Source organism: Streptomyces sp. Ag109_G2-15, from assembly GCF_900215565.1.
GTDB classification, from domain to species: Bacteria; Actinomycetota; Actinomycetes; order Streptomycetales; family Streptomycetaceae; genus Streptomyces; species Streptomyces diastatochromogenes.
Genome location: NZ_OCNI01000002.1, coordinates 2,036,813 through 2,059,971 on the forward strand (window position 1 = coordinate 2,036,813; position 23,159 = coordinate 2,059,971).

Annotated in this window: 20 protein-coding genes and 2 pseudogenes; 13 read left to right on the forward strand and 9 right to left on the reverse strand. The window is 71.3% G+C overall.

The genetic code is table 11. The features are described from left to right. Window positions 1-100: 100 nt before the first annotated feature. Together CRP49_RS45380 and CRP49_RS45385 are read right to left on the reverse strand one after the other, a co-directional pair. Complete coding sequence (locus CRP49_RS45380; protein ID WP_097259148.1) at window positions 101-2,182, reverse strand: hypothetical protein; 2,082 nt, start codon at window positions 2,180-2,182, stop codon at window positions 101-103. 148 nt (window positions 2,183-2,330) lie between these two features. Next, complete coding sequence (locus CRP49_RS45385) at window positions 2,331-2,582, reverse strand: helix-turn-helix domain-containing protein (protein ID WP_097259375.1); 252 nt, start codon at window positions 2,580-2,582, stop codon at window positions 2,331-2,333. Window positions 2,583-2,644: 62 nt separating this feature from the next. Between CRP49_RS45385 and map the strand changes: the two genes are divergently transcribed. Together map and CRP49_RS45395 are read left to right on the forward strand one after the other, a co-directional pair. Next, entirely contained in the window at window positions 2,645-3,421 is a 777-nt protein-coding gene (gene map / locus CRP49_RS45390) for a type I methionyl aminopeptidase (RefSeq protein WP_097259149.1), read from the forward strand. Window positions 3,422-3,593: 172 nt separating this feature from the next. After that, complete coding sequence (locus tag CRP49_RS45395) at window positions 3,594-6,131, forward strand: ATP-dependent Clp protease ATP-binding subunit (protein ID WP_097259150.1); 2,538 nt, start codon at window positions 3,594-3,596, stop codon at window positions 6,129-6,131. Window positions 6,132-6,158: 27 nt separating this feature from the next. Here the strand turns inward: CRP49_RS45395 and ggt are convergent, their stop codons facing one another. Next, window positions 6,159-7,958, reverse strand: a complete 1,800-nt coding sequence (ggt, locus tag CRP49_RS45400; RefSeq protein ID WP_179852066.1) for a gamma-glutamyltransferase — start codon at window positions 7,956-7,958, stop codon at window positions 6,159-6,161. A gap of 142 nt (window positions 7,959-8,100) precedes the next feature. Between ggt and CRP49_RS45405 the strand changes: the two genes are divergently transcribed. Together CRP49_RS45405 and CRP49_RS45410 are read left to right on the forward strand one after the other, a co-directional pair. After that, window positions 8,101-8,844 (forward strand): hypothetical protein, encoded by a 744-nt coding sequence (locus tag CRP49_RS45405; protein ID WP_097259151.1) that lies wholly within the window; start codon window positions 8,101-8,103, stop codon window positions 8,842-8,844. Between the two features lie 99 nt (window positions 8,845-8,943). Next, the gene (locus CRP49_RS45410) at window positions 8,944-10,509 is read left to right on the forward strand and encodes a CocE/NonD family hydrolase (RefSeq protein ID WP_097259152.1); all 1,566 of its coding nucleotides are present in this window, start codon (window positions 8,944-8,946) and stop codon (window positions 10,507-10,509) included. Between the two features lie 121 nt (window positions 10,510-10,630). Here CRP49_RS45410 and CRP49_RS45415 read toward each other — a convergent pair whose 3' ends face one another. From CRP49_RS45415 to pcaC, 4 genes are read right to left on the reverse strand one after another with little or no spacing between them, the layout of a single operon-like run. Further along, window positions 10,631-11,050 (reverse strand): DUF6278 family protein, encoded by a 420-nt coding sequence (locus CRP49_RS45415; RefSeq protein WP_097259153.1) that lies wholly within the window; start codon window positions 11,048-11,050, stop codon window positions 10,631-10,633. A gap of 15 nt (window positions 11,051-11,065) precedes the next feature. Further along, on the reverse strand, window positions 11,066-11,845 hold the full coding sequence (locus CRP49_RS45420; protein WP_094214991.1) for an exodeoxyribonuclease III: 780 nt from the start codon (window positions 11,843-11,845) through the stop codon (window positions 11,066-11,068). Window positions 11,846-11,881: 36 nt separating this feature from the next. Continuing rightward, a complete protein-coding gene (locus CRP49_RS45425; RefSeq protein ID WP_097259154.1) occupies window positions 11,882-12,517 on the reverse strand; it encodes an MBL fold metallo-hydrolase in 636 nt (211 codons plus the stop codon). Between the two features lie 44 nt (window positions 12,518-12,561). After that, on the reverse strand, window positions 12,562-13,851 hold the full coding sequence (pcaC, locus tag CRP49_RS45430; RefSeq protein ID WP_097259155.1) for a 4-carboxymuconolactone decarboxylase: 1,290 nt from the start codon (window positions 13,849-13,851) through the stop codon (window positions 12,562-12,564). 415 nt (window positions 13,852-14,266) lie between these two features. Here pcaC and CRP49_RS48770 point away from each other — a divergent pair. Beyond that, window positions 14,267-14,458 (forward strand): annotated as a pseudogene (locus CRP49_RS48770) (ABC transporter permease); the annotation flags it as partial. A gap of 124 nt (window positions 14,459-14,582) precedes the next feature. Here CRP49_RS48770 and CRP49_RS45440 read toward each other — a convergent pair. Next, the gene (locus tag CRP49_RS45440) at window positions 14,583-15,317 is read right to left on the reverse strand and encodes a polysaccharide deacetylase family protein (RefSeq protein ID WP_097259156.1); all 735 of its coding nucleotides are present in this window, start codon (window positions 15,315-15,317) and stop codon (window positions 14,583-14,585) included. A gap of 253 nt (window positions 15,318-15,570) precedes the next feature. On the opposite strand from CRP49_RS45440, the gene CRP49_RS47440 reads away from it, so the two are divergent. The 7 genes and pseudogenes from CRP49_RS47440 to CRP49_RS45475 all read left to right on the forward strand — a co-directional run bounded on the left by CRP49_RS47440 (window position 15,571) and on the right by CRP49_RS45475 (window position 20,904). Next, window positions 15,571-15,732 carry a hypothetical protein gene (locus tag CRP49_RS47440; protein ID WP_179852067.1) on the forward strand — a complete coding sequence of 54 codons (162 nt, stop codon included), beginning with the start codon at window positions 15,571-15,573 and terminating at the stop codon, window positions 15,730-15,732. Window positions 15,733-16,352: 620 nt separating this feature from the next. Continuing rightward, window positions 16,353-17,006 (forward strand): response regulator transcription factor, encoded by a 654-nt coding sequence (locus CRP49_RS45450; RefSeq protein ID WP_097259158.1) that lies wholly within the window; start codon window positions 16,353-16,355, stop codon window positions 17,004-17,006. Further along, on the forward strand, window positions 16,997-18,265 hold the full coding sequence (locus CRP49_RS45455; protein ID WP_097259159.1) for a HAMP domain-containing sensor histidine kinase: 1,269 nt from the start codon (window positions 16,997-16,999) through the stop codon (window positions 18,263-18,265). The genes CRP49_RS45450 and CRP49_RS45455 overlap by 10 nt, the downstream gene beginning before the upstream one ends. A gap of 38 nt (window positions 18,266-18,303) precedes the next feature. After that, window positions 18,304-19,575 (forward strand): hypothetical protein, encoded by a 1,272-nt coding sequence (locus tag CRP49_RS45460; RefSeq protein ID WP_097259160.1) that lies wholly within the window; start codon window positions 18,304-18,306, stop codon window positions 19,573-19,575. A gap of 127 nt (window positions 19,576-19,702) precedes the next feature. Further along, window positions 19,703-19,948, forward strand: coding sequence for a hypothetical protein (locus CRP49_RS45465; RefSeq protein ID WP_097259161.1), 246 nt, complete (start codon window positions 19,703-19,705; stop codon window positions 19,946-19,948). Window positions 19,949-20,171: 223 nt separating this feature from the next. Next, a pseudogene (locus CRP49_RS48775) lies at window positions 20,172-20,512 on the forward strand (sodium-dependent transporter); the annotation flags it as partial. A 158-nt stretch (window positions 20,513-20,670) separates the two neighbouring features. Continuing rightward, entirely contained in the window at window positions 20,671-20,904 is a 234-nt protein-coding gene (locus CRP49_RS45475) for a DUF5133 domain-containing protein (RefSeq protein WP_257033853.1), read from the forward strand. A gap of 161 nt (window positions 20,905-21,065) precedes the next feature. Here the strand turns inward: CRP49_RS45475 and CRP49_RS45480 are convergent, their stop codons facing one another. Then, window positions 21,066-22,370 (reverse strand): sensor histidine kinase, encoded by a 1,305-nt coding sequence (locus CRP49_RS45480; RefSeq protein WP_097259163.1) that lies wholly within the window; start codon window positions 22,368-22,370, stop codon window positions 21,066-21,068. Between the two features lie 152 nt (window positions 22,371-22,522). On the opposite strand from CRP49_RS45480, the gene CRP49_RS45485 reads away from it, so the two are divergent. Beyond that, window positions 22,523-23,155: a hypothetical protein gene (locus tag CRP49_RS45485; RefSeq protein ID WP_097259164.1), complete on the forward strand. Its 633-nt coding sequence runs from the start codon at window positions 22,523-22,525 to the stop codon at window positions 23,153-23,155. Window positions 23,156-23,159: the final 4 nt, after the last annotated feature.

A 23,159-nucleotide genomic window follows, 5' to 3' on the forward strand; every position in this document is an offset into this window, starting at 1 on the left:
GGACGAAAGTAAGCCTCGAGGAAGTCCTTGCCAAGACCATCGTCGTTAACCCGCTGAGTCGATCACGTTTCGCACTCCATAGGGTGAGCGGACGGACGGCTCAGGCGGTGAATCCGGCGACCCGGAGGGCATGCACCAGGTCCCAGTGGCGCTCCTGAGAGACACCCTGGGCGGCCTCCAGCAGCAGCGGGACGAGCCGACGCGGATCGGCCGTGACACTACGTGCGGCCTCCTCCGGCGTCCGCACGCGCACATAGGCGTCCAGCAGGGCCCGCACCTCCCGCGCCCGCCCCTCCCCGTCCAGCCCCAGCACGGCGGCCCCTATCTCCTCGGCCGGCCTGGCCACGCCCTGCCGCAGCATCTGCTGCCCGTCCGCGACCCGCCCGGCCGCCTCCAGCGCGTCGGCGGCGGCGACCAGCCGCTCGGCGGGCAACGAGGCGGCCTCCCACAGCAGCGTGGCCCAGTCGGCACCGAGCCCGGCCCGCTGCAGCCGGTCCGCGAGCAGCGGGAACCGAGCGGCGGGCCACTGCGCGATCTCGACCAGCAGCACATGCGCCTCACCGGTACGCCCCTCCGTCCGCAGCCGCACCAGCCGCTCCACGGCCCCCGCCACGGCTGCCCCCGCCTCGGCGTCCACCACCGCCTCCACGGGCACCTCAACCGCCTCGACAGCCTCCGCCGCCCCGGCGAACCGGGCCCCCCGCGGCGTACGCCGCCCGGTGGACACCTCCGGCACGGCGGCAACGGGAGCCTGCGGTACGACAACCGGGGCGCCCGCATCCTCGACCATCCCGGCGAAACGGGCACTGCCGCGGCGCCGCTTGCGGGACTTGGCGGGGGTGGCCGCCTCAGGGGCAGGCCCCGGGGTGACCTCATGGGTGGAGGATGCGGTGGGGTGCGTGGCGGGCCGAGGGGCTGCCGGGTCACCGACGGACCATGCGGGGCGGCTGTCAGTCGCCGGCGCGGCGGGGCGAGCGGCTGCCGGGTCGGCGGCGGACCATGCCGAGCGGCTGTCCGTCGCCGGCAGGGCGGGCTGAGGGGTTGCCGGGTCGGTGGCGGACCATGCGGGGCGGCCGTCCGTCGCCGGCGCGGCGGGGCGAGCGGCTGCCGGGTCGGTGGCAGACCAGGCCGGGCCGTCATCCGTCGCGGCGGGCCAAGGGCCCGGGTCCACCCCGGCCCCCGCCCGGCGAACCGCGGGGCCGGGATCCGACATGCCTGACCGAGGGGCCTGCTCGGCGAACCAGGGGTCGCGACCGCCGACCGCCCCGGCGAGCCGCCCGTCGTGGCCGGCGGCCTGGGCATCGAGGGGCTGGAACGGCTCCGCCCCGGCGTCACGCCAGGCGGCACTCGGGGCCCCGCCCCCTCGGGACACGGCAGACCCGCCACCCCCGGCCACCGCGGCACCGCCGAAGCCCTCCGCACGAGACGTACGAGCCCGACCACCACCGAAGCCCTCTACACCGGGCACACCCGGGACACCATCGCCACCCGTCCCCACGGCCGCGCCGAAGCCCTCCGCATGTGGCGTCCGCGGCCCACCGCCGTTCTCCACGCCCAGGGCCCCGGCGCCTGCCCCATGCCCCTCCGGGATCGCCGGTGCACCCCCGCCACCCGGCACTCCCCCGTCGTCCCCACCCCGGACCTCCGACCCGTCCAGGATCGGTACTCCCACCGCCCTGCGGTCCAACTCCTCCATCCTGTCCTGGAGTTCGGCGCAGCGGGCGGTGGCTCGTTCGTGGTCGTCCTGGGCCCAGGCGAGGTCCAGGCGGAGGGCGTCGGCCTCCTCGCGGGAGGGTGCCTCGGTGAGCAGGCGGCTCAGTTCCGCCTGGCGTTCCGCGGCGTACCGCTGTTCGCGGAGCATGACGTCGAGGCGGTCACCGAGGGCGTCCCGGGCGCCGGGCCGGGCGTCGTACGCCGAGATGGCGGCGCCATGCAGGGTGCGGGCGCGTTCCCGCTCGGCCGCGGCCGCAGCGGGGCCGTACACCGCGCCGAGGTCCTGCAGCAGCGCCTCCACCACGTCCCACGGCGGCACCTCACACCCGTCGAGGCAGGCCTGCATGCCCTCGGGGTCGCGTTGCCAGAAGACCCCGCACCACCCCCCGCCCTGATCCAGGCGCCCCAGGAGGCCGTCCAGGTAGTTCGCGAACTCCCGCACCCGACCAGGGAGTTGATCCACAGCCATGCCCGACTCCCGCCCGACTGCCAGCACTCCGGCCGTCAGGCAACACCAGCCGTGTTACGGGCTTGCTACGCAGAGTTTTCCGGGAGGGTGCGGGCGGCTCATTACGGGATCTTGACTCTTGCGCGGGCGGGGCCGCCGTAGACGTGTTTCAGACAGCCACGAGCCCGCACCGCACGACCAGCTCATCCATGGACAGTCCCAGCACCCCGGCCAGCGCGGCCACCGTGAAGAAGGCCGGGGTCGGCGCCCGCCCGGTCTCGATCTTGCGGAGAGTCTCGGCCGAGATGCCGGCCTCGGCCGCGACCTCGACCATGCTCCGCCCGCCGCGCGCCTCACGCAGCAACTGCCCGAGCCGTTCGCCACGTTCACGCTCTTCGGGGGTAAGAGGGGTACGCACCATGACACCCATTCTAATACCGCCCCCACCCCGCCCCCCATTCAAATACCGGTATAGTAATTGGCATGGTGGAACTGAAGACAGACACATCCATCGACGCGATGCACGCCGCGGGCCAGGTCGTCGCGCGAGCCCTGACAGCCGTACGCAAGGCCGCTGACGTCGGCATCTCCCTGCTGGAGCTGGACGAGGTGGCCCGGGAGGTGCTGCGCGAGGCCGGGGCGTCCTCCCCCTTCCTCGGCTACCGCCCCTCCTTCGCCCCGACCCCCTTCCCGGCGGTGATCTGCGCCTCGGTCAACGACGCGATCGTGCACGGCATCCCCACCCGCTACCGCCTCCGCGACGGCGACCTCGTCTCCATCGACTGCGGCGCCGACCTGGACGGCTGGGTGGGCGACTCGGCGATCAGCTTCACGGTCGGCCGCCCCCGCCCGGCGGACCAGCGCCTCATCGACACCGCCGAGCGCGCCCTGGCGGCCGGGATCGAGGCAGCCGTCGTCGGCAACCGCATCGGCGACATCGCACACGCGATCGGCCGGGTGTGCCGCACGGCGGGCTACGGCATCCCGGCAGGTTTCGGCGGCCACGGCATCGGCCGCCACATGCACGAGGACCCAGGGGTCCCCAACGAGGGCCGCCCAGGCCGAGGCCTCCCCCTGCGCCACGGCATGGCCCTGGCCATCGAGCCCATGCTGATCGCCGGCGGCAAGGACACCTACTACGAAGCCCCCGACGGCTGGACCCTCCGCACGACAGACGGCTCCCGCGCAGCCCACACCGAGCACACGGTGGCGATCACGGAGAACGGCCCCAGGATCCTTACAGCAAGGGAAACTCCCTAAGGGGCGCGGGGCTGTATCAATATGCGGCTCCGCCGCGTGCGCGCGACCAGCCACAACAAAACCCGCAGCCGCCACACCACACCAGGCCCCTCATCACTAGGCGCCCCGCACATGCCAGGCGCAGCCATCCGTGCCAAGGTGTTAGGAACACGCACCAAAGGAACGGAACGCCATGACCAACGGCTACCCTCCCGACCCCTTCGGTGATTTCCTGGGCCGCTTCCTCGGCGGATCCCAAGGCGGAGCCCAAGGCCCCCGCCACATCGACATCGGCCGCCTGCTCAGCCAGCCGGCCCGGGAGATGGTGCGAGGGGCCGCCCAGTACGCCGCCGACCACGGCAGCCGGGACCTGGACACCCAGCATCTGCTGCGGGCGGCCCTGTCCGCCGAGCCCACCCGGACCCTGCTGAGCAGGGCCGGCGCGGATCCCGACTCGCTCGCCACGGAGATCGACGACCGCGCGGGCCCCGTCCAGCACCCGCCGGGCGAGGCGCCCCCGCCGACGTCGCTCTCGCTCACCCCGGCCGTCAAGCGCGCCCTGCTGGACGCGCACGACCTGGCCCGGTCGGTGGGGGCCGGGTACATCGGCCCGGAGCACGTGCTCAGCGCACTGGCGGCCAACCCGGACTCGGCGGCCGGGCACATCCTGCACGCGGCCCGCTTCTCGGCGGGCCCGCCCCCCGAGGCCCCGGAGGCCACCCAGGTCCGCACCGAGCGCCAGCGGCCCACCTCCACGCCGACGCTCGACAAGTACGGCCGCGATCTGACCGACCTGGCCCGGCAGGGCCGTGTCGACCCGGTGATCGGCCGCGACGAGGAGATCGAGCAGACCATCGAGGTGCTGTCCCGGCGCGGCAAGAACAACCCCGTGCTGATCGGCGACGCGGGCGTCGGCAAGACGGCCATCGTCGAGGGGCTGGCGCAGCGCATCGCGGACGGGGACGTACCGGACGTGCTGGCCGGGCGCCGGGTGGTCGCCCTGGACCTGACCGGGGTCGTCGCGGGCACCCGCTACCGGGGCGACTTCGAGGAGCGCATGAACAACATCGTGGAGGAGATCCGCGCCCACTCCGACCGCCTGATCGTCTTCATCGACGAGCTGCACACCGTCGTCGGCGCCGGTACGGGCGGCGAGGGCGGTGCGCTGGACGCGGGCAACATCCTCAAGCCCGCACTGGCCCGGGGCGAGCTGCACATCGTGGGCGCGACCACGCTGGAGGAGTTCCGCAGGATCGAGAAGGACGCGGCGCTGGCCCGCCGCTTCCAGCCGATCCTGGTGCCCGAGCCGACCGTCGAGGACGCGATCGAGATCCTGCGGGGCCTGCGCGACCGGTACGAGGCCCATCACCAGGTCCGCTACACCGACGAGGCACTGGTGGCCGCCGTGGAGCTGTCGGACCGCTATCTCACCGACCGGCACCTGCCCGACAAGGCGATCGACCTGATCGACCAGGCCGGCGCCCGGGTGCGCCTCGGCGCCCGGACGAAGGGCACCGACGTGCGCACGATGGAGCGCGAGGTGGAGCAGCTCATCTGTGACAAGGACCAGGCGGTCGCCGACGAGCAGTACGAGCGGGCCACCCAGCTGCGGGACAAGATCGGCGCGCTGAAGCAGCGGATCACCGAGGCCAGCGGCGAGGACGAGGCCGACGAAGGGCAGAACCTGGAGGTGACGGCGGAGGCGGTCGCCGAGGTGGTGTCCCGGCAGACCGGCATCCCGGTCAGCCGGCTGACCCAGGAGGAGAAGGAGCGGCTGCTGGGCCTGGAGGCGCATCTGCACCAGCGGGTGATCGGCCAGGAGGAGGCGGTGAGCGTGGTCGCCGAGGCCGTGCTGCGGTCCCGCGCCGGGCTCTCCAGCCCTGACCGGCCCATCGGCAGCTTCCTCTTCCTCGGCCCGACCGGCGTCGGCAAGACCGAGCTGGCCCGCGCGCTCGCCGAGGCCTTGTTCGGCAGCGAGGACCGTATGGTCCGCCTCGACATGAGCGAGTACCAGGAGCGGCACACCGTCTCCCGGCTGGTGGGCGCTCCGCCCGGGTACGTCGGCCACGAGGAGGCCGGCCAGCTCACCGAGGTGGTGCGCAGGTACCCGTACTCGCTGCTCCTGCTCGACGAGGTGGAGAAGGCCCACCCGGACGTCTTCAACATCCTGCTGCAGGTCCTGGACGACGGCCGGCTGACCGACTCCCAGGGCCGCACGGTGGACTTCACCAACACCGTCATCGTGATGACCAGCAACCTGGGCTCCGACGTGATCATCCGGCGCGGTGCCGGGATCGGCTTCGGGCCGGGTGGCGCCGACGCCGACGAGGAGGCGCGGCGCGAGCAGGTCCTGCGGCCGCTGCGCGAGCACTTCCGGCCGGAGTTCCTGAACCGGATCGACGAGATCGTGGTCTTCCGGCAGCTGACGAGCGAGCAACTGCGGCAGATCACCGATCTGCTGCTGGAACACACCCGTCGCCTTCTGGACGGCCAGGGCGTCGCGGTCGAGTTCACGGACGCGGCCGTCGACTGGCTCGCCGAGCGCGGCTACCAGCCCGAGTACGGCGCCCGCCCGCTGCGCCGCACCATCCAGCGGGAGGTCGACAACCAGCTGTCCCGGCTGCTGCTGGACGGCACGATCTCCCAGGGCGGCCGGGTCACGGTGGACGTCAGGGACGGACGGCTGGACTTCCGTGCGCAGCAGGCGCAGCCGTCCGCTCCCGAGGTGTGAGGGCTGCCCGCCCCCGAGGTGTGACGGCTACGGCGCCGGATCCACCACCATCGCCGAGCCGCCGCCGCGTCGTACCTTCTCGGCGGCGGCCAGCCACCTGCCGTCCGGCAGCCGCTGGACGCCGGTCGCCGCGCCGATCTCCGGGTTCAGCTTGAAGCTGTGCCCGATGGCTTCCAGCTGGGTCCTCAAGTCGCTGTTGTACAGGGCTGGTTCGAGTTCGGTCTGGGCCGCGTTGCGCTGGCTGGCGCGCGGGGCGGCGATGGCGTCGACCAGCGGCAGATGCCGGTCGAGGAACTCGGTGAGGGTCTGCAGCACGGTGGTGATGATGGTCGCGCCGCCGGGCGAACCGAGCGCCACCACCGGCTTGTTGTGCCGGTCGAGGACGATGGTCGGCGAGATGGAGGAGCGCGGCCGCTTGCCCGGCCCGGGCAGGTTCGGGTCGTGCACGGCCGGGTTGGCCGGGGCGAAGGAGAAGTCGGTCAGCTCGTTGTTGAGCAGGAAGCCCCGACCGGGCACGGTGATGCCGCTGCCGCCGGTCTGCTCGATGGTGAGCGTGTAGGAGACGACGTTGCCCCACTTGTCGGCCACGGTCAGATGGGTGGTGTTCTCGCCCTCGTACGTCGTCGGGGCCGCCGTGCCGCCGGTGTTGCAGGCGGCGGGGTGGCGCGGGTCGCCGGGTGCGAGCGGGCTGCTGAGGACGGCGTCGTCCTTGATCAGGCAGGCGCGCGAGTCGGCGTACCGCTGCGACAGCAGTTCCCTGGTCGGCACGTCCTCGAAGGCGGGGTCGCCGACCCAGCGGCCGCGGTCGGCGAAGGCGACGCGGCTGGCCTCGATGTAGTGGTGCAGGTACTGCACCTCACTGGCCTTCGAAAGGTCGGTCTTCTCCAGGATGTTGAGCGCCTCGCCGACCGTGGTGCCGCCGGAGGAGGAGGGCGCGATGGAGTACACGTTCAGACCGCGGTACGAGGTCCGGGTGGGCTTCTGGAGCTTGGTGCCGTAGGCGGCCAGGTCCTTCTCGGTCAGCTTGCCCGGGCGGGCGTTCCAGCCCGAACCGGGGTCCACCGGCGGCTTGTTGACCGTGTCGACGATGTCGTCACCGAGGTCGCCGTGGTAGATCGCGCCGACGCCCTTCTTGGCCAGCTCCTGGTAAGTGCGCGCCAGGTCCGGGTTCTTGAAGGTGGAGCCGACGACCGGGAGCCGCCCGTTCGGCAGGAACAGCTTGGCGGTGTCGGGGAAGTAGCGGAACCGGGTCTCGTTGGACGCGGTCTGCGAGCGGAAGGTGTCGTCCACGGTGAAGCCGTCGCGGGCGATCCGCTCGGCCGGCTTCAGGACCGTACCGAGGTTTCTGCTGCCCCACTGGTCCAGCGCCGTCTGCCAGGTGGCGGGCGTGCCCGGGGTGCCGACGCTCAGGCCGCTGCTGACGGCGTCGGCGAAGGCGAGCGGCTTGCCGTTCTCCGTGAACAGGGTGGAGTCGGCGGTCAGCGGCGCGGTCTCGCGGCCGTCGATGGTGTGCACCGTACGGGACTTGGCGTCGTAGTAGACGAAGTAGCCGCCTCCGCCGATGCCGGCCGAGTAGGGCTCGGTGACGCCGAGCGCCGCCGCGGTGGCGACGGCCGCGTCGACCGCGTTGCCACCCTTCCTGAGCACCTCGATGCCGGCGGCCGAGGCGTCCGCGTCGACGCTGGCCACGGCACCGCCGTAGCCGACGGCCACCGGAACCTTCGTGAGCGTCTCGCTCGTCGGGGTGGGCGGAGCCGCCGCTCCCACCGACACCACGGCGGCCGAGACCGCCACCACCGCCAGTTTCCGCGCGCCAGGCCGACCCATCCGTACCTCCCGTCGGGACCGTCCGCGCAGCGTAACCAGATTGCCGTAACGCCAACAGTACGCCTCGGTCGCCCGCCACACGACTGTCACACATCGAACACGGGTACGTAGCCGTCGCCCGGGCCCGCTACCATGCGCGGCCATGAACGACGACGTGCGCAACATCGTCCTGGGCCTGGTGGCGACTGGGATATCGGCCTCGCTGGGCTGGCTCGCCCGTACGTATCTGTGGCGCCGCAAACTGCGCCGCAAGCAGGCGTTCTTCGGGCTGCCGGACAACTCGGAGTCGTTGCTCGTGGTCAACCACAAGGCGGGCGGACCGGAGTTGACGGTGATGCGGTACGACGTGTTCGCCCTGCTGGAACTCTCCGCCCTGATCAAGGAATGCAAGGCACACGCCCAGGTCGTGGCCCACGACGCCCCCCAGCAGGGCTTCGGCCAGCGGACGGAGTTCTGCGTCGGCGGGCCCTACTCGAACCGCCGGATGGCGGCCCACCTCTCCTCGCTGCTGCCGGGCACCCGGATGAACGTCGAGGCCGACGCCGGTCCGGAGCTCGGCGCCCTCCGGATCGGCTCGGAGGAGTACCGGATGGAGCGCGGCCGGAGCGAGTACGTACTGCTCGCCCGGCTCACCGCGAACGAACAAGGGGAGTTCCGGCCGGTGTTCCTCTTCTGCGGCCAGCGCGCGATCACGAACCAGGCCGCCACCCGCTATCTCGCCCGCCACCACGAGCGACTGCACCGCAAGTACGGCACCGGACCCTTCGTCCTGCTGCTGAAGGTCGTCAACTCGCAGGCGTACGGCCCGGATGTGGTCGAGCTGGTCGCGGACGTGACACGGGCGGCGCGCACCCCACTGCCCGAACCCGAGCCCGCGCAGTCGTAAAAACCTTTACCGGTGCGTAACTTACCGACGGGTTACTTACGGTAAGGTCCGCCGGTTACCGTCGAGTCACTTTGCACTGACACGAGTGAGGAGTGACCCATGGGACACGGTCGCACCACCCTGCGGACCTCCGCCGTAGGAGTCGTCTCCGCGGCGCTGATCGCGGGGACCGTCGTCGGCCTGGCTCCGGCCGCGCAGGCCGCCCCGTCCGTACGCTTCGTGGACATCAGCGGCGACGGCGGCACCGTACTGAAGGCGAACGTCGTCACGCCCGCGGGCGCCGACGGCTCGCACAGCTACCCGCTCATCGTGCTGCCCACGAGCTGGGGCCTGCCCCAGGTGGAGTACTTCGCGCAGGCCCAGAAGCTCGCCGACTCCGGGTACGTGGTGCTCACGTACAACGTGCGCGGGTTCTGGCAGTCCGGCGGCGAGATAGAAGTGGCGGGTCCACCGGACATAGCGGACGCCTCCAAGGTCATCGACTGGGCGCTGGCCAACACCCCCGCGGATCCGCGGCACATCGGCATGGCGGGCGTCTCCTACGGCGCCGGCATCAGCCTGCTCGCCGCCGCCCACGACAAGCGCATCAAGGCGGTCGCCGCGCTCAGCGGCTGGGCCGACCTGATCGACTCGATCTACTCGGGCCGCACCCAGCACGTCCAGGCGGCCGCCCTGCTGGACGGCGCGGGCATCCTCACCGGCCGCGAGAGCCCCGAACTCCGAGAGATCTTCGACAACTTCTACGCCTCCAATCTGACGAAGGAACAGGAGATGATCGACTGGGGGCGGAAACGTTCCGTCGCGACCTACGTCGACCAGCTGAACAAGAACGGCGCCGCGGTCATGATGGCCAACGCCTGGGGCGACACCATCTTTCCGGCCAACCAGTACGCCGACTTCTACGAGAAGCTGACGGTCCCGAAGCGGCTCGAGATGCGCCCCGGCGACCACGCCACCGCCGAGGCGACCGGCCTGTTCGGGCTGCCCAACGACGTGTGGACGGACACCGGGCGCTGGTTCGACCACTACCTCAAGGGCGCCGACAACGGCATCGACCGCGAACAGCCCGTCCAGCTGAAGTCCCGTAGCGCGGGGGGATACGAGGGCTACCCGGACTGGAAGTCGGTCGGCGCGACCCGCCGCAAGCTCGCGCTCGCGGGCTCCACCACCATCCATGCCAACGTCGACTCGGGCGCGGACGGCGGGATCGTCTTCCTCTCCAGCATCCTGGACCAGGTCGCCCAACTGCCGCCCGTCGCCTCGATCCCGCTGCTGCCGCGCCTCTGGGCGGCCGTGTGGCAGTCGGAGCGGTACGGCACCGCCCAGCAGGTGCGGGGCACGGCCACGCTGCACACCACGCTCACCCCGACCAAGGAGAGCGGCACCCTCATCGCCTATCTGTACGACGTGGGGCCGCTCGGCTTCGGGAAGCTGGTCACCAACGCGCCCTACACCTGGCACGACAGGACGCCCGGCGAGCCGTTCGACGTGAACCTGGACCTGTTCTCCACGGCCTACGACGTCCCCGCCGGGCACCGCCTGGCGCTGGTCGTCGACACGGTCGACCCGCTCTACATCGAGCACAACCCGTCCGGCGCGCAGCTGACCTTCTCCTCGCCGCCGGACGACCCGTCGTACGTGTCCGTCCCCGTGCGCGAGCAGTGATCATCGGCTGCCGCCGGACGAGCCTGGCCCATGTATCCCGGTGCGGCTCGGCGAGATCACCGTCACCACTGGGATGAACGGCTCATCGTAGTCGAGGTCCACGATGCAGACGTAGTCGGCGTCAGGTCTCGGCGATCTCCGCGTACAGCTGCGACAGTTCGGGGACGCCGCTCGCGGCCCAGGCCCGGCCGGCGTCCACGACCTCGACCTCGCGGCCGGAGGCGAGCCGCAGGACGGGCTCGCCGTCGGACCTGATCTCCCAGGTGGCCCCGGGCACGGTGCGCACGACGACCGTGCCCAGGTACAGCCCCGCGTCGTTGCCCAGCCAGGGCAGGGTCTCCGCGTCGTCGCGCCAGCGCGGGACCAGCTGGTCCAGCGCCTCCAGGGAAGCCGGGGTGTCGTCGAGGCCGACATCCGCCTGGGCCGCCTGGGAGCGGAGCAGTTCACATTCGGACAGGAGCGCGGCGATCGACTCGGGGTCGGCCGGGAGCGCCGCGTCTCCGTTCTTGTGGTGCCGGTGGCCCAGGAACGGAAGGTGCATGGACCCAGCGTGGCATCACACGTCCAGGTCGACCACCACCGGCGCGTGGTCGGACGCGCCCTTGCCCTTGCGCTCCTCGCGGTCGACGTAGGCGTCCTTGACGGCCTTGGCGAAGGGCTCGTTGCCGTACACCAGGTCGATGCGCATGCCGCGGTTCTTGGGGAAGCAGAGCTGGCGGTAGTCCCAGTACGTGTACGGGTGGTCGTACTTCAGGGGGCGCGGGACGACGTCCGACAGGCCCGCCTCCTGGAGGGAGACGAGGGCGGCGCGCTCGGCGGGGGTGACATGGGTCAGGCCCTCGAAGGCGGCCACGTCGTAGACGTCGTCGTCGGTCGGCGCCACGTTGTAGTCGCCCAGCACCGCGAACGGGCGGCCGCCGGACGCGTCACCGGCGACGGCGGCCTTCAGGGCCTCGAACCACTGGAGCTTGTAGGCGTAGTGCGGGTGCTCCACCTCGCGGCCGTTGGGCACGTACACCGACCAGACACGGACCGGGCCGCACGTCGCCGAGAGGGCGCGCGGCTCGGTCACGCCCTCGTAGCCGGGGTCTCCGGGCAGGCCCTTGACGACGTCCTCCAGGCCGACCCGGGAGAGCACCGCCACCCCGTTCCACCGGCCGGTCGCGTGGACCGCCGCCTCGTAGCCCAGCTCGCGCAGCTGCTCGAACGGGAACTGCTCCTCGGCGACCTTTGCCTCCTGGAGGCAGAGCACGTCGGTGCCGCTGCTCTCCAGCCAGGCGAGCAGCCTCGGGAGGCGGGCGGTGATCGAGTTCACGTTCCAGGTAGCGATGCGCATGCCTCACAACCTACCTGGCGGGTGTGACAACGTCCCTCAGACGTCCGCCGAGGCCCCCGGGGTGAGCCGCTGGTGGTCGGTGCCGCCCAGGGCGCCGATCTGGCGGTCGTAGATCGGACGGGCGAGGTCGGTCAGCAGGGCGTCGTGGATGTCGTAGGCGCGCTGCGGCTTCACCTCTCGGACATAGTCGATGACCTCGGAGATCTTGTTCCAGGGCGCCTGGACCGGGAGCATCAGCGTCTCGACCGGCCGGCCGGGGACGGTGAGGGCGTCGCCGGGGTGGAAAACCCGGCCGCCGTCGATCAGGTAGCCGACGTTGGTGATGCGCGGGATGTCCGGGTGGATCACCGCGTGCAGCTCGCCGTGGACCTGCACGTCGAAGCCCGCTGCGGTGAAGGTGTCGCCGTGGCCGACGGTGTGCACCCGGCCGGGGAAGGCCGCCGTGATCTGGTCGGCCACGGACTTCAGGGTCCAGATCCCGGCGGCCGGGTTCGTCTCCAGGGCGGCCCGCAGCCGGCCCTCGTCGAAGTGGTCCGGGTGCTCGTGCGTGACCAGGATCGCGTCCGCGCCGACCGCCGCGTCCTGCTCGCTGAACCCGCCGGGATCGATCACGAGCGTCCGCCCGTCCTTCTCCAGGCGGACACAGGCGTGGGACTTCTTGGTGAGCTTCATGTCTCCCCATCCTGCCGTCTGCGCCGGACCGGGGCTCACTCGGCTCACTCGGCGGGGGTGGTCTCCTCGCGGATGACCTGCTGGGCCACCCGGAACGCGCTGTTCGCCGCCGGGACACCGCAGTACACGGCCGCCTGCAGCAGCACTTCCTTGATCTCGTCCGGGGTGAGGCCGTTGCGCAGGGCGGCGCGGGTGTGGAAGGCCAGCTCGTCCAGGTGGCCGCCGGCGACCAGCGCGGTGAGCGTGACACAGCTGCGGGTACGGCGGTCGAGGCCCGGCCGGTCCCAGATCTCGCCCCAGGCGTAGCGGGTGATGAACTCCTGGAAGTCGCCGGAGAACTCGTCGGCCTGGGCCAGCGCCCGGTCCACGTGCGCGTCGCCCAGCACCTCCCGGCGGACCTTCAGCCCCGTCTCGTACCGGTCGGGCGGCCCGAGCGGCTGCGGCGGTACGACGGCGGGGGCGATCTCGGCGACGGGTACGACCTGCGGCGCCGCCGTCAGCGCCGGGTTGACCGCAGCGGCCGGGAGGGCCGTCTGGCCGGTGTCGAAGGGCTGCTGCCAGGCGGTGGAGAAGTGCCGTACCAGCAGGTCGGTGACGGCGGCGGGCTGCTCCACCGGCACCAGGTGGGAGGCGCCGGGCACGACCGCGAGCCGGGCGTCCGGTATCCCCGCGACCAGGGTGCGGGCCTCGGCCGGTCCGGTGACCTGGTCGTCGGAGCCGACCAGCACCAGGGTCGGCGCGTCCACCCGGGCCAGCTCGGGCCGCACGTCGAACCCGGCGAGGGCCTCGCAGGCGGCGATGTAGCAGCCCGGGTCGGTGGTGCGCACCATCTGTACGGCCCACTCGGTGATGGCGGGCTGCGCGGCGGCGAACCCGCCGGTGAACCAGCGGTCGGGCGAGGTCCGGGCGATCGGGTCGAGCCCGTTGGTCCGGACGATCACGCCGCGCTGGCGGAACTCGTCGGCGGTGCCGAACCGGGGTGAGGTGGCGACCAGCGCCAGCGAGGCGAGGCGCTGGGGGTGGCGCAGGGCCAGCTCGAGGCCGATCGCGCCGCCCAGGGCACAGCCGGCATAGCCGAAGCGCTGCACGCCGAGCGTGTCCAGCGTGATCAGCAGGCGGGCCGCCAGCTCGCCGACGGAACCGGCCGGGTGGGCGGGGGCGCCGCCGTGGCCCGGCAGGTCGAATCGGAAGACCCGCCACTGCTTCGTCAGCTCCGGGACCTGCCGGTCCCACATGTGCCATGTGGTACCCAGTGAGGGAGCCAAGATCAGGACCGGAGCGTCTTCTGGCCCGTCAAAGCGGTATTGCAGGGTGTTCGGTGTTGTCTCACTCACGCCCCAGACCCTCTCACGTATCACGAAATCTCACACGGCCGGGGGAACCCGGCGGCTGTTGACTCTCTCGGCACGACACGCCGGCACTGCCGGAACCCTCGTGGGTCCAAGTACGAGTTCTCCCGCGTGTACGCGCGACCGATGCGAGAGGGCGTCCTCAGTCCCAGCGCCGCAGAGCTTCCCTCTTCGGCACGGCTTCCAGACGGTCTGGTTTGCCCCCGGCAGGCGGACACAACTTCACCGTGTGGTCCAAGGCATGCCCAGCCGCGTTCGACCGGCTCGCGGGCCGCCTCCCGGTGTCCGTGCCCTTGCTCGCGCCCCAACCACCGGACTCGGGTGGGTGAGCCATGACAACCACAACAGGACTTCGCATCGGGACCTACACCTTCGGGCTCGGCGCCGTCCTCGGGAACCGGTCTCCCTGCTGCCCACCTCGTAGCAGGGCGACATCGACCCCCACCTGCCGAGCCACGCGGGCGAGTCGATCTTCGCGCTGACTCATGACTCCACCACCCTTTCGCCCTCGGCCGGGCTCCTGGTCATCCTCGGCTGGACGGCACTGGCGCCGGCAGGGGCGGCGCACCGGCTCCTGCGCTGCGACGTCTGAGCCACGGCATCCGCATCATGGGCCTGTGAGTTCCGCGACCGCCGATGATCTCAGCGGGACAGGGGCCTGGCGTGTCCGCCGCTCAGCAGGGCCCCAGTGCAGTACCGCCCTGCGGAGGGCTCGGCTACGGCCCATGGTGGTAGACCACACCGGGTTGCAGGCCGCCGGTCGTGGCGGACATCTGGGGGACGGTGACCAGGACATAGCCGCGGGCCTTCAGGGCGTGGATGATGTGGGGGACGGCTGGTGGGGTGGTCGCGTAACGGTCGTGCAGGACGATGATCGCGCCGGGTCGCACACGGGCGAGCACGCGCTGCTCGACGAGGTGGGCGTTGTGGTACTTCCAGTCTTTGGAGCTGACGCTCCACATCACCACCGACAGACCTTCCGCACCGGCTGCCGCACGCACCTTGGCGTTCCACGCTCCAAAGGGCGGTCTGAACAGGGTCGGCCGGTGCCCTGTGACGGAGGCGATCTGCCCCGCCGCAATCTCCAGCTCGTAGTCGATCCGGGCGGGTGTGAGGCGGGTGAGGTGGGGGTGGGTGACCGTGTGGTCGCCGATCGCGTCGCCGTCCCGCTGCTGTCTCACTACATCCTTCCGGTACTGAAGAGCGTGAGGGCCGATCAGGAAGAACGTGGCCACGCCGCGCTGGCGCTCAAGTGCGTCGAGTACGGCCGCTGTGTACTGGGTCGGTCCATCGTCAAAGGTCAGCGCGACGCACTTGGTGATCCGGCAGTCGACGACGGAAGCCGGTGCGCCGAGCCTGGCGGGCCCGTGGGACAGCGCAGCGGCGGTCGACGTCGGCAGGGCCGGCACGGCTGCGCACGCGCCCAGCACGGCCGCGGCTGTGACCGCCATCACGCGCCGCCATCCTGTTCTGGAATGCACCACGGGCACCTCGATCACAGGAACGGCTTCTCCTGTCGCGCTCGGCCCTTCAGCCGGTCAGTTGGCACCGGGCATGCGCATGGTTGATGCATGCCCTGGGCTCAGGAGCCTCACTGGACGGTGAACACGCCCGCGATGCGGGAACGCGGAACCGGACGACACGCTGTGGTGCTGCGTGCCCTTGCTGCTCGGGCGAGTGCCAAGTGCGTCAGCGCTGCTCTTCTTGGCCTGGCTGCTGACGTTCAGCGTGGTCCACGTGCCCCGCTTCTCCCGCTGCGGCACGACCGAAGCAGCAGTCCTTACGCCGGCGGTGCGCCCGGTGAAGACGACCGTGTGTCCGGCCGACACGGTGGTCGGCTTGGCCGTGACGGTGATCGAGGCTTGACGGTCCTGCTCGCCATCGGAGGGGGCGGTGAGCCCGCGGCGCCGACATCGGCCGTCCCACCCGCGAGCAGCCCTGTCGGCAGGACCTCGGCGGCTACCGCCCGGATGCCCCGGCCGCGGAAAGTGCTGCTCATTGCGGCTCCCGTCGGGTTGAGTGACGATTCCCCCCGCCACACGCCTGTCCTTCGGGACGCTCCACTTGAGACCAGGCTCACCGATCCGATCCGGCCACGCCTCCCGAGGCAGGTATGAGAGGTTGCAGAAGCAGCGAAGTTCTCTGCAAGAAGGCCTGGTCGGAGGCGCCCGAGGGGGCAGGAGCAAACCCCTCACCTCTTACCGGCTTCTAGCCGGGCCGCGTGATCCTCTACCCGAGACTTGTGGCCGCGGTTCCGGCCTGAGAAGTGGTGTACCGGCTCCCACCTGGTCCGGGGCTGTCGGCCGCGCGGACGCCCGCCATCACGGCGTGGACCTGCGCCTGTGCGCCGTCCCCCGCTCTTCGCGCCCGGCCGTCGCGGCTTCATGGCAGGGCAGAGGCGCGCGGCACCAGCGGACTGCTCCCGATCGTCAGGCGGCTGACCAGGGCAGATGGAGAAGTGGGACGGGAGTATCTAGGGTCAGCACGTGGCTTTCATCATGGTGTGCGAAGACGACGCGGCGGTCCGCGACGTCCTCAAGCGCGCCCTGGAGCACGACGGCCACACCGTCTCCGTCGCCGCCACCGCCGACAGCCTGCTGCGGCAGCTCGCACCGGCACCCCATCTGGTCGTCCTCGATCTCGGGCTCCCGGACGCCGACGGCCGCGACGTATGCCTGGCCTTGCGGGCTCGCGGCGTCGACGCGCCGGTGCTGATGCTCACCGCCTTGGACGGCCTGCATCACAAGGTGGGCGGCTTCGAGGCCGGCGCCGACGACTACATGACCAAACCCTTCGACATCCCGGAACTGCTGGTCCGCGTCCGAGCGCTGCTGCGCCGGGCCACTGTCGCGCCCGCACCGCGCGAGGTCGTCCTCGATCCGGCGAAGCACGTGGTGACCTACGATTCGGTGAGCATGAGCCTGACCCCGACCGAGTTCCGGCTGCTGGGCCGCCTGATCGCCTCGCCGGGCGACGCGGTACGCCGCCACGCCCTCATCGCTGCCGGCTGGCCGCACGGGGCGCAGGTCAGCGACAACACCCTCGACTCCTATGTGCGCAGGCTGCGGGCCAAGCTCGGTCCGCTGGGTGTGGCCGAGCGTCTGGTGACCGTCCGCGGCGTGGGCTACCGATGGCAGTGACGGGATTCCGTAAGCGGGTCGTCGCGCTCACTGTGCTGATCGCCACCGCCGTGGTGGCGATCCTGGTCGTGGTCTCGCACGTGCTGCTGAGCCGGGTGACGGACGCCGACGCGCACGATCTGGCACGTACTCGCGCCGAGGCGGTCGCGGCGAACGTCACCGCCAAAGGCGGCCGTGTCGTACTGACGGAGAACAGCAGCGAGGCGCTGGACGAGGTCGCCTGGGTGTATGCCGACGGCCGCCTGATCGACGGGAACGTGCCGCCGAGCCTGGTCGATCGCGTCGAGGAGCTGGCGGACTCGGGGCGATCGCAGACCGCGTCGGCCGGCGATTACCTCCTGTACACGCGGGAGGTCCCGACCGACGGCCACCACGTCATGGTGATCGTCCGGGTGGACCTCACGCCCTACGAGACATCCGAGCAGCGCAGCCTGACCTTGTCCCTGATACTGGGCGGCCTCACGATCCTCCTCGCCGGCGGTGTCGCACACCTCGTGGTGCGCCGCGCGCTGCGGGTCGTGCACGAGATGGCCGCCCTCGCCGACGACTGGGGCCATCACGAACCCGGGCGCCGCTTCAACCTCGGGGTCCCCCGCGACGAGTTCGGGGAACTGGGGCGGACCCTGGACCATCTCCTGGAACGCGTCGACAACGCGCTGGCGGACGAGCGCCGGCTCACCGATGAGATCGCCCACGAGCTGCGGACACCGCTCACGGTCCTGCGGGCCGAGGCGCAACTGGCCCAGCTTTCCGGTGGGCCGGTGCCGCCGGAGGCGGTGCTGAGCGAGGTCGACCGCCTCGATGCGGCGATCACGACGCTTCTGCGCGCCGCGCGCGCACGGGCAGACAAGGGGACCCGGTGCGATCTGCGCTCCGCTGCGCGGCAGGCGATCGGCAGCCGCGCGGTCGAGGTCGCCTTTCCTTCGAACGTCGAGGTGGCACTGGCGCCCGAGGTCGCCGTGTCGCTGCTGTCGCCCCTGCTGGAGAACGGCCTGCGGCATGCGCGGTCACGTGTGTGGATCACCGCGCGCAACCAGGGCGAGGCCATCGTGGTCGATGTCCTGGACGACGGCCCCGGATTCGACCCCGCGGACGTCGACCGGGTCTTTGAACCGGGGGTGACCGGCGGCGACGGGTACGGGCTGGGGCTGCCGGTGGTCCGGCGCATCGCCGCCTCGGCCGGTGCGGAGGTCCGCGCGATCGCGGACGGCCGCGGTCACGTCGAGGTGACGCTCCCGGCAGCGCGTGCGGCCACGTAGTCAGGTTGCGTGCAGGTTCGCCACGTAAACCTCACCGCATGACGACGACAACGGAAGCACGTACGCGCAGCGGGCGCCTCATGCTCAACAAGGTCCCCGAGGTCACCATCTGGTTCTGGGTGATCAAGGTCCTGTGCACGACCGTCGGTGAGAGTTTCGCCGACTGGATCAACATGAAGCTGGGCGTCGGCCTGGTGAACACGGCCTGGATCTTCACTGCGGTGTTCGTGGTGGTCCTGGCCGTCCAGCTGCGGCTGAAGCGGTACGTCCCGTTCCCGTACTGGCTGACCGTGGTCGTTGTCAGCGTCACGGGCACCCTGTACACCGACATCCTCACCGACCAGATGAACGTGCCGCTGTGGATCAGCTCCGCCGTGTTCTCGGTGCTGCTCGCGGTGGTCTTCGGCGTGTGGTGGCTGCGCGAGCGCACCCTCTCGATCCACTCGGTCACGACGCTGCCGCGTGAGTCGTTCTACTGGCTCGCCGTTCTCGTCACCTTCGCGCTCGGCACCGCGACCGGCGACTGGACCCTCGAGCTGACCGGCTGGAGCCCGGGCGTGTCGGTCCTGCTGCCGCTCGGCCTCATCGCGGCGATCACGCTGCTGTGGAAGTTCGGCGCGAACCCGGTGCTGTCCTTCTGGCTCGCCTACATCCTGACCCGCCCGCTGGGCGCGAACATCGGCGACTGGCTCGCCTCCCCGAAGGTCGCTCAGCCGGGCGAGCCGACCGGTCTCGCGCTGGGCACGTTCACCACCAGCCTGATCTTCCTCGGCCTGATCCTGGCGACCGTGGTCTACCTGACGGTGACCCGCTCGGACGTGACCGAGACCCACGAGGCGACCCACGCCGTACCGGCCACCAGCAACCCGCGCAAGGAGCGCACCGCGCTTGCCGGCTTCGGACTGCTCGCCGTCGCCACCGCGGGCCTGCTGGTCTGGGCCCACGGCCAGCCGCACGTCGGCCCGGCGCCGGAGGAGGACAACACCTCCGCCGTCCAGATGGCTCCCGGCCAGGCGGTGAAGAAGTTCCCGCCCGCCAAGGTCGCCGCGCTGAAGACCCTCGCCTCCACCTCGCTCAAGGACGCACGCTCGGGGAACGCGACCGGCGCGCACGCGGCCGCCCAGTCGCTGCGTGACCTGTGGGACGCCGACCAAGCCTCGCTGCAGCCGCTGGACCAGACCGGCTGGACCTCCATCGACGCCCAGATGGACAAGGTGCTCAAGACATTCGGCATCGATCACTCGAACCCGCCGATGTCGCCTGCGCAGCAGGAGAAGGAACTGAACGCCCTCCTGACGGACATGGGCTGACAGACCGCACAGCTGCCCGGCCGGCCCACCCGGCCGACGGGCTCAGTGGCCGGGCTGCGCCGAGAGCCACGCGGCCTCTGCACACGAAGGCGAGCCGCAGGCCGGGGCCGCCTGTGGCAGCCCGGGCATGTCCGCAGACTCCCGTGCGGCGGTCGAAGCCGGCCGGGTCAGGGGTATCAAGTCCGGTTCGACGCTGGTGCTCCAGCACATGCACAACGGCAAGTGGACCACGCTGAAGACCACGGGGGCCGTCAACAAGAACGGCACCTACACGATCAAGCGGACGTTCACCAAAAAGGGCACCGAGCAGGTGCGGGTGGCGACCAAGTCGGGCACGTTCCACTCCTCGCCGGTCACCGTGAAGGTCAGCTGACGGTGAGCTGATGCGGGTCTGCAGCCGGTCGCAGCGTGTTCGTGCCGGCAGCGGGGCTGGGCAAGGTTGATCTTGTCCAGCCCCGCTGCCGTGTCAGCCGAAATCGAGCACATTGTCCTGTCGGCGCGGGCACAGACCTGCCCGGCGGTGGCCAAGGGTCGTAGCCCTGGATCGTACGGGTGCGCAACCCGGCAGATCAGCCGGGCGGACAAGGTGACCGCGCGGCACCGGCGTCGCCCAGCCGCGCCCCCTGCTGCTGGGGGCCGCGCTGGTCGTCGCGCCACTGGTCTGCCAGCTGTCGTTCGCCTAGGCCGTGCCGCCGCGCGGCTGTTGCGGCTGGACCCGCCCGCCGGCTCCTCGCTCACCCTCGCCTGCGGCATGAACAACAGCAGCGCCAGCGCCGTACGTGGCCCTCGTTTCACCCGTTGCCGAGACATCACCGCCGCGCTCCCGGGCAAACCCCACTTGCTGCTCCCGGTCCTCGCCTACGGCCTGCTCCAGAAGACAGCCGTCAACCGAGTCGTACGGGTCCGACCTCCCACGGTAGGGCGTTCTGTCGCCTAGAACATCGCGGTCCCCGGCCCGATGCCGGGGGCCGAAGGACACCGGTGCGCGCAAGCCTTCGCAGCCTGTTCTCAGGATGCGGCAGGCGCCGACGGCTGCGACCGTATGGGTGAAGAGTGATCGATGCGGGCCGGTTCGCACGGGAGACAGCCATGATCATGGCGTCCCCTCCGCGCTTGCGAAAGCTGGTCGAACGATGCGACACGCTCAGGCGCCGCCTGGCCGTCGACCACAGCGCCGAGACCGCCCGCCGGCTCGAGGACGCGGCCCACGCACTGTGTCAGCTCACCGGCACCCGCCGACTGGGCACGGCGATGTACGTCGCCCGTCAACAGATGGCCGAGGCGATGAGGCGCAAGCAGCCCAACCAGCACCGAAATGCTCAGCCCTAAGCCTCCAGGTCGGACAGGTCCGAAGACGATCAACACGGTCCCAGATCCTCGCCACCACGGATCTGGGACCGGCATCATGCGCGCTAAGAACAAAGTAATGCGAACCGCCCGTTCCGATTCCGATGAGTGACCGATCAACGAAAACGGGGGCCTGTCAGTCTTCACGCCGTCCCATCCCCGCGTACCGGCACGAGCAGCGTGAAGGCGGTCGGTGTGCTGCCGGTCAGCGAGAGCCGACCGCCCAGGGACACCGCGAGATCGCGGGCGAGGCCGAGGCCGATACCCGTCCCCTGACCCCCGCCGGTGTGGCCGCGGTCGAAGAGCTGTGCCGCCGGGCCGCGAACCTCGCCCTCGTCGGTGACATCGAAGGCGAGGGCGTCGTCGAGGTCGCGTACGACCAGGCGGACCGTGCCGCTTCCATGGACGCGGGCGTTGTCCAGCAGGATGTCGAGGATCTCCGCGACGGGCCCGCCGGGGACGGGGGTGTCGCCCGGGACATCCCTCGCGTGGCACTCCAGGCGCCGGCCGGCCTGGGCGAACGGGCCGTGCCAACGTTCCTCCGTCGCCCTCAGCACCTGGCCCAGGGGCCGGTCGGCCGCAGTTGCCCGGGGCAGACCACGGGATGAGGACAGGCGCAGCACCTCCTCCACCGTGCGGTGCAGCCGTCGCGTGGTAGCGAGCGCCTCGGTGAGGACGGGCCGCAGCCGGGCGTCGTCGTCCTGTTCCAGGCCCGACTCGAGCGTGAGCTGGAGGCCGGTCAGGGGTGTGCGCAACTGGTGGGAGGCGTTGGCGGCGAAGTCGCGTTCACGGCGCAGGAGTTCGGACAGGCTGTGGAGCATCTCGTTGTGGGTGCGGGCGACCTGGTCGATCTCGGTGATGCTGCTGGGTGCCGCCCGGGCGTTCAGGTCCCCTTCGGTGACGGCCCGGCAGTGGCGGGAGAGGTCCTCCAGCGGTGTGGCCAGTGCTCGTGCCTGTCGGCGGGCGACGAGCACGGCGACGGCCAGCGCGACCGCGGCCACGCCCAGCAGCGCCGCCCAGGCCAGGAAGACCCTGTCGCGTACGGCGGTGGCCGGAGAGGACGCCCGTACGACGCCGATCACGTGCTCGGCGTGCGAGACAGGCACCCCGACGACCAGATCGCCGCCCGAGCGGCCCCGTACGGCCTCGCCGGAGAGAGCCCCGTGGACCGGGGCGTCACCAACCTGGGGGCCGCTGCCCGCGTGCAGTCGTGCCCGGGCGTCATACAGACCGAGGCGCCCGCCGGCCGGGGACGCGGGCAGCTCGACCGGGTCGCCGGTCGTGTAGTCCGGACTCACGCGTACGGCTCCGGCCAGGGCGGCCCGTTCCAGGGTGTCGCGCTGGTCGGCGTACGAGGTGGAGCGGATGGCCAGGGCCAGGGGGACGGCGAGAAGGGCGACGGCGACCAGGGCGGCGACGACGGCGACTCGCACCACGCGCTGTCTCATGCCCTCATCATGCGGCCCCATCCGCCGCCCCGCCCCCGTGTGCCACACGTTTTGCCGTCGTCTAACCCTCGCCGAGCACGGCCCTAACCGGCCCGCTCCTAGCGTCGACGGTACGACCGTCCGGTCCGATCGCTCCCTGGAGGGCAGTGGACATGGCAGCACACGCACGGACGTCCGCGATGGTGGGTCTGGGGCTCGTCGCGGCGGTGACAGCCGGCTGTTCCGGATCCGGCTCGACGGCTTCCAAGGCCCCTCCGCCCTCGGGCTCGTCCTCGTCGTCCTCGCCCCCCGGCGCGCAGAACAATGCGGCGCCCACCGAGTCCAACCCGCCCGGTGACATCCCTGACAACCAGGTGTACGTCGCCTTCGGCGGAACCGGCTTCACCGTGAAGGTGCCCGAGGGCTGGGCCCGTACCCAGCAGGGCGCCGCCACCGCGTTCACGGACAAGCTGAACACCGTACGGATCCAGGAGGCCAAGGAGGCCACCGCACCCACGGTCGGCTCGGTCACGAACACCGTCCTGCCCCGGCTGCGTTCACAGGTACCGAAGTTCGCCTCGCCCAAGGTGTCCGAGGTGACCCGGCACGCGGGCCGCGTCGTCCTCGTGACCTATCAGGGGGACTCGGCGAAGGACCCGGTGACCGGCAAGGTGGTGCGCGATGCCTTCGAACGCTACGCCTTCTACCGCTCCGGCCGGGAGGTGGACCTGACACTGTCCGGCCCCGTCAACGCCGACAACGTGGACCCCTGGCGCATCATCAGCGACTCCTTCGCCTGGCGGTGACCAC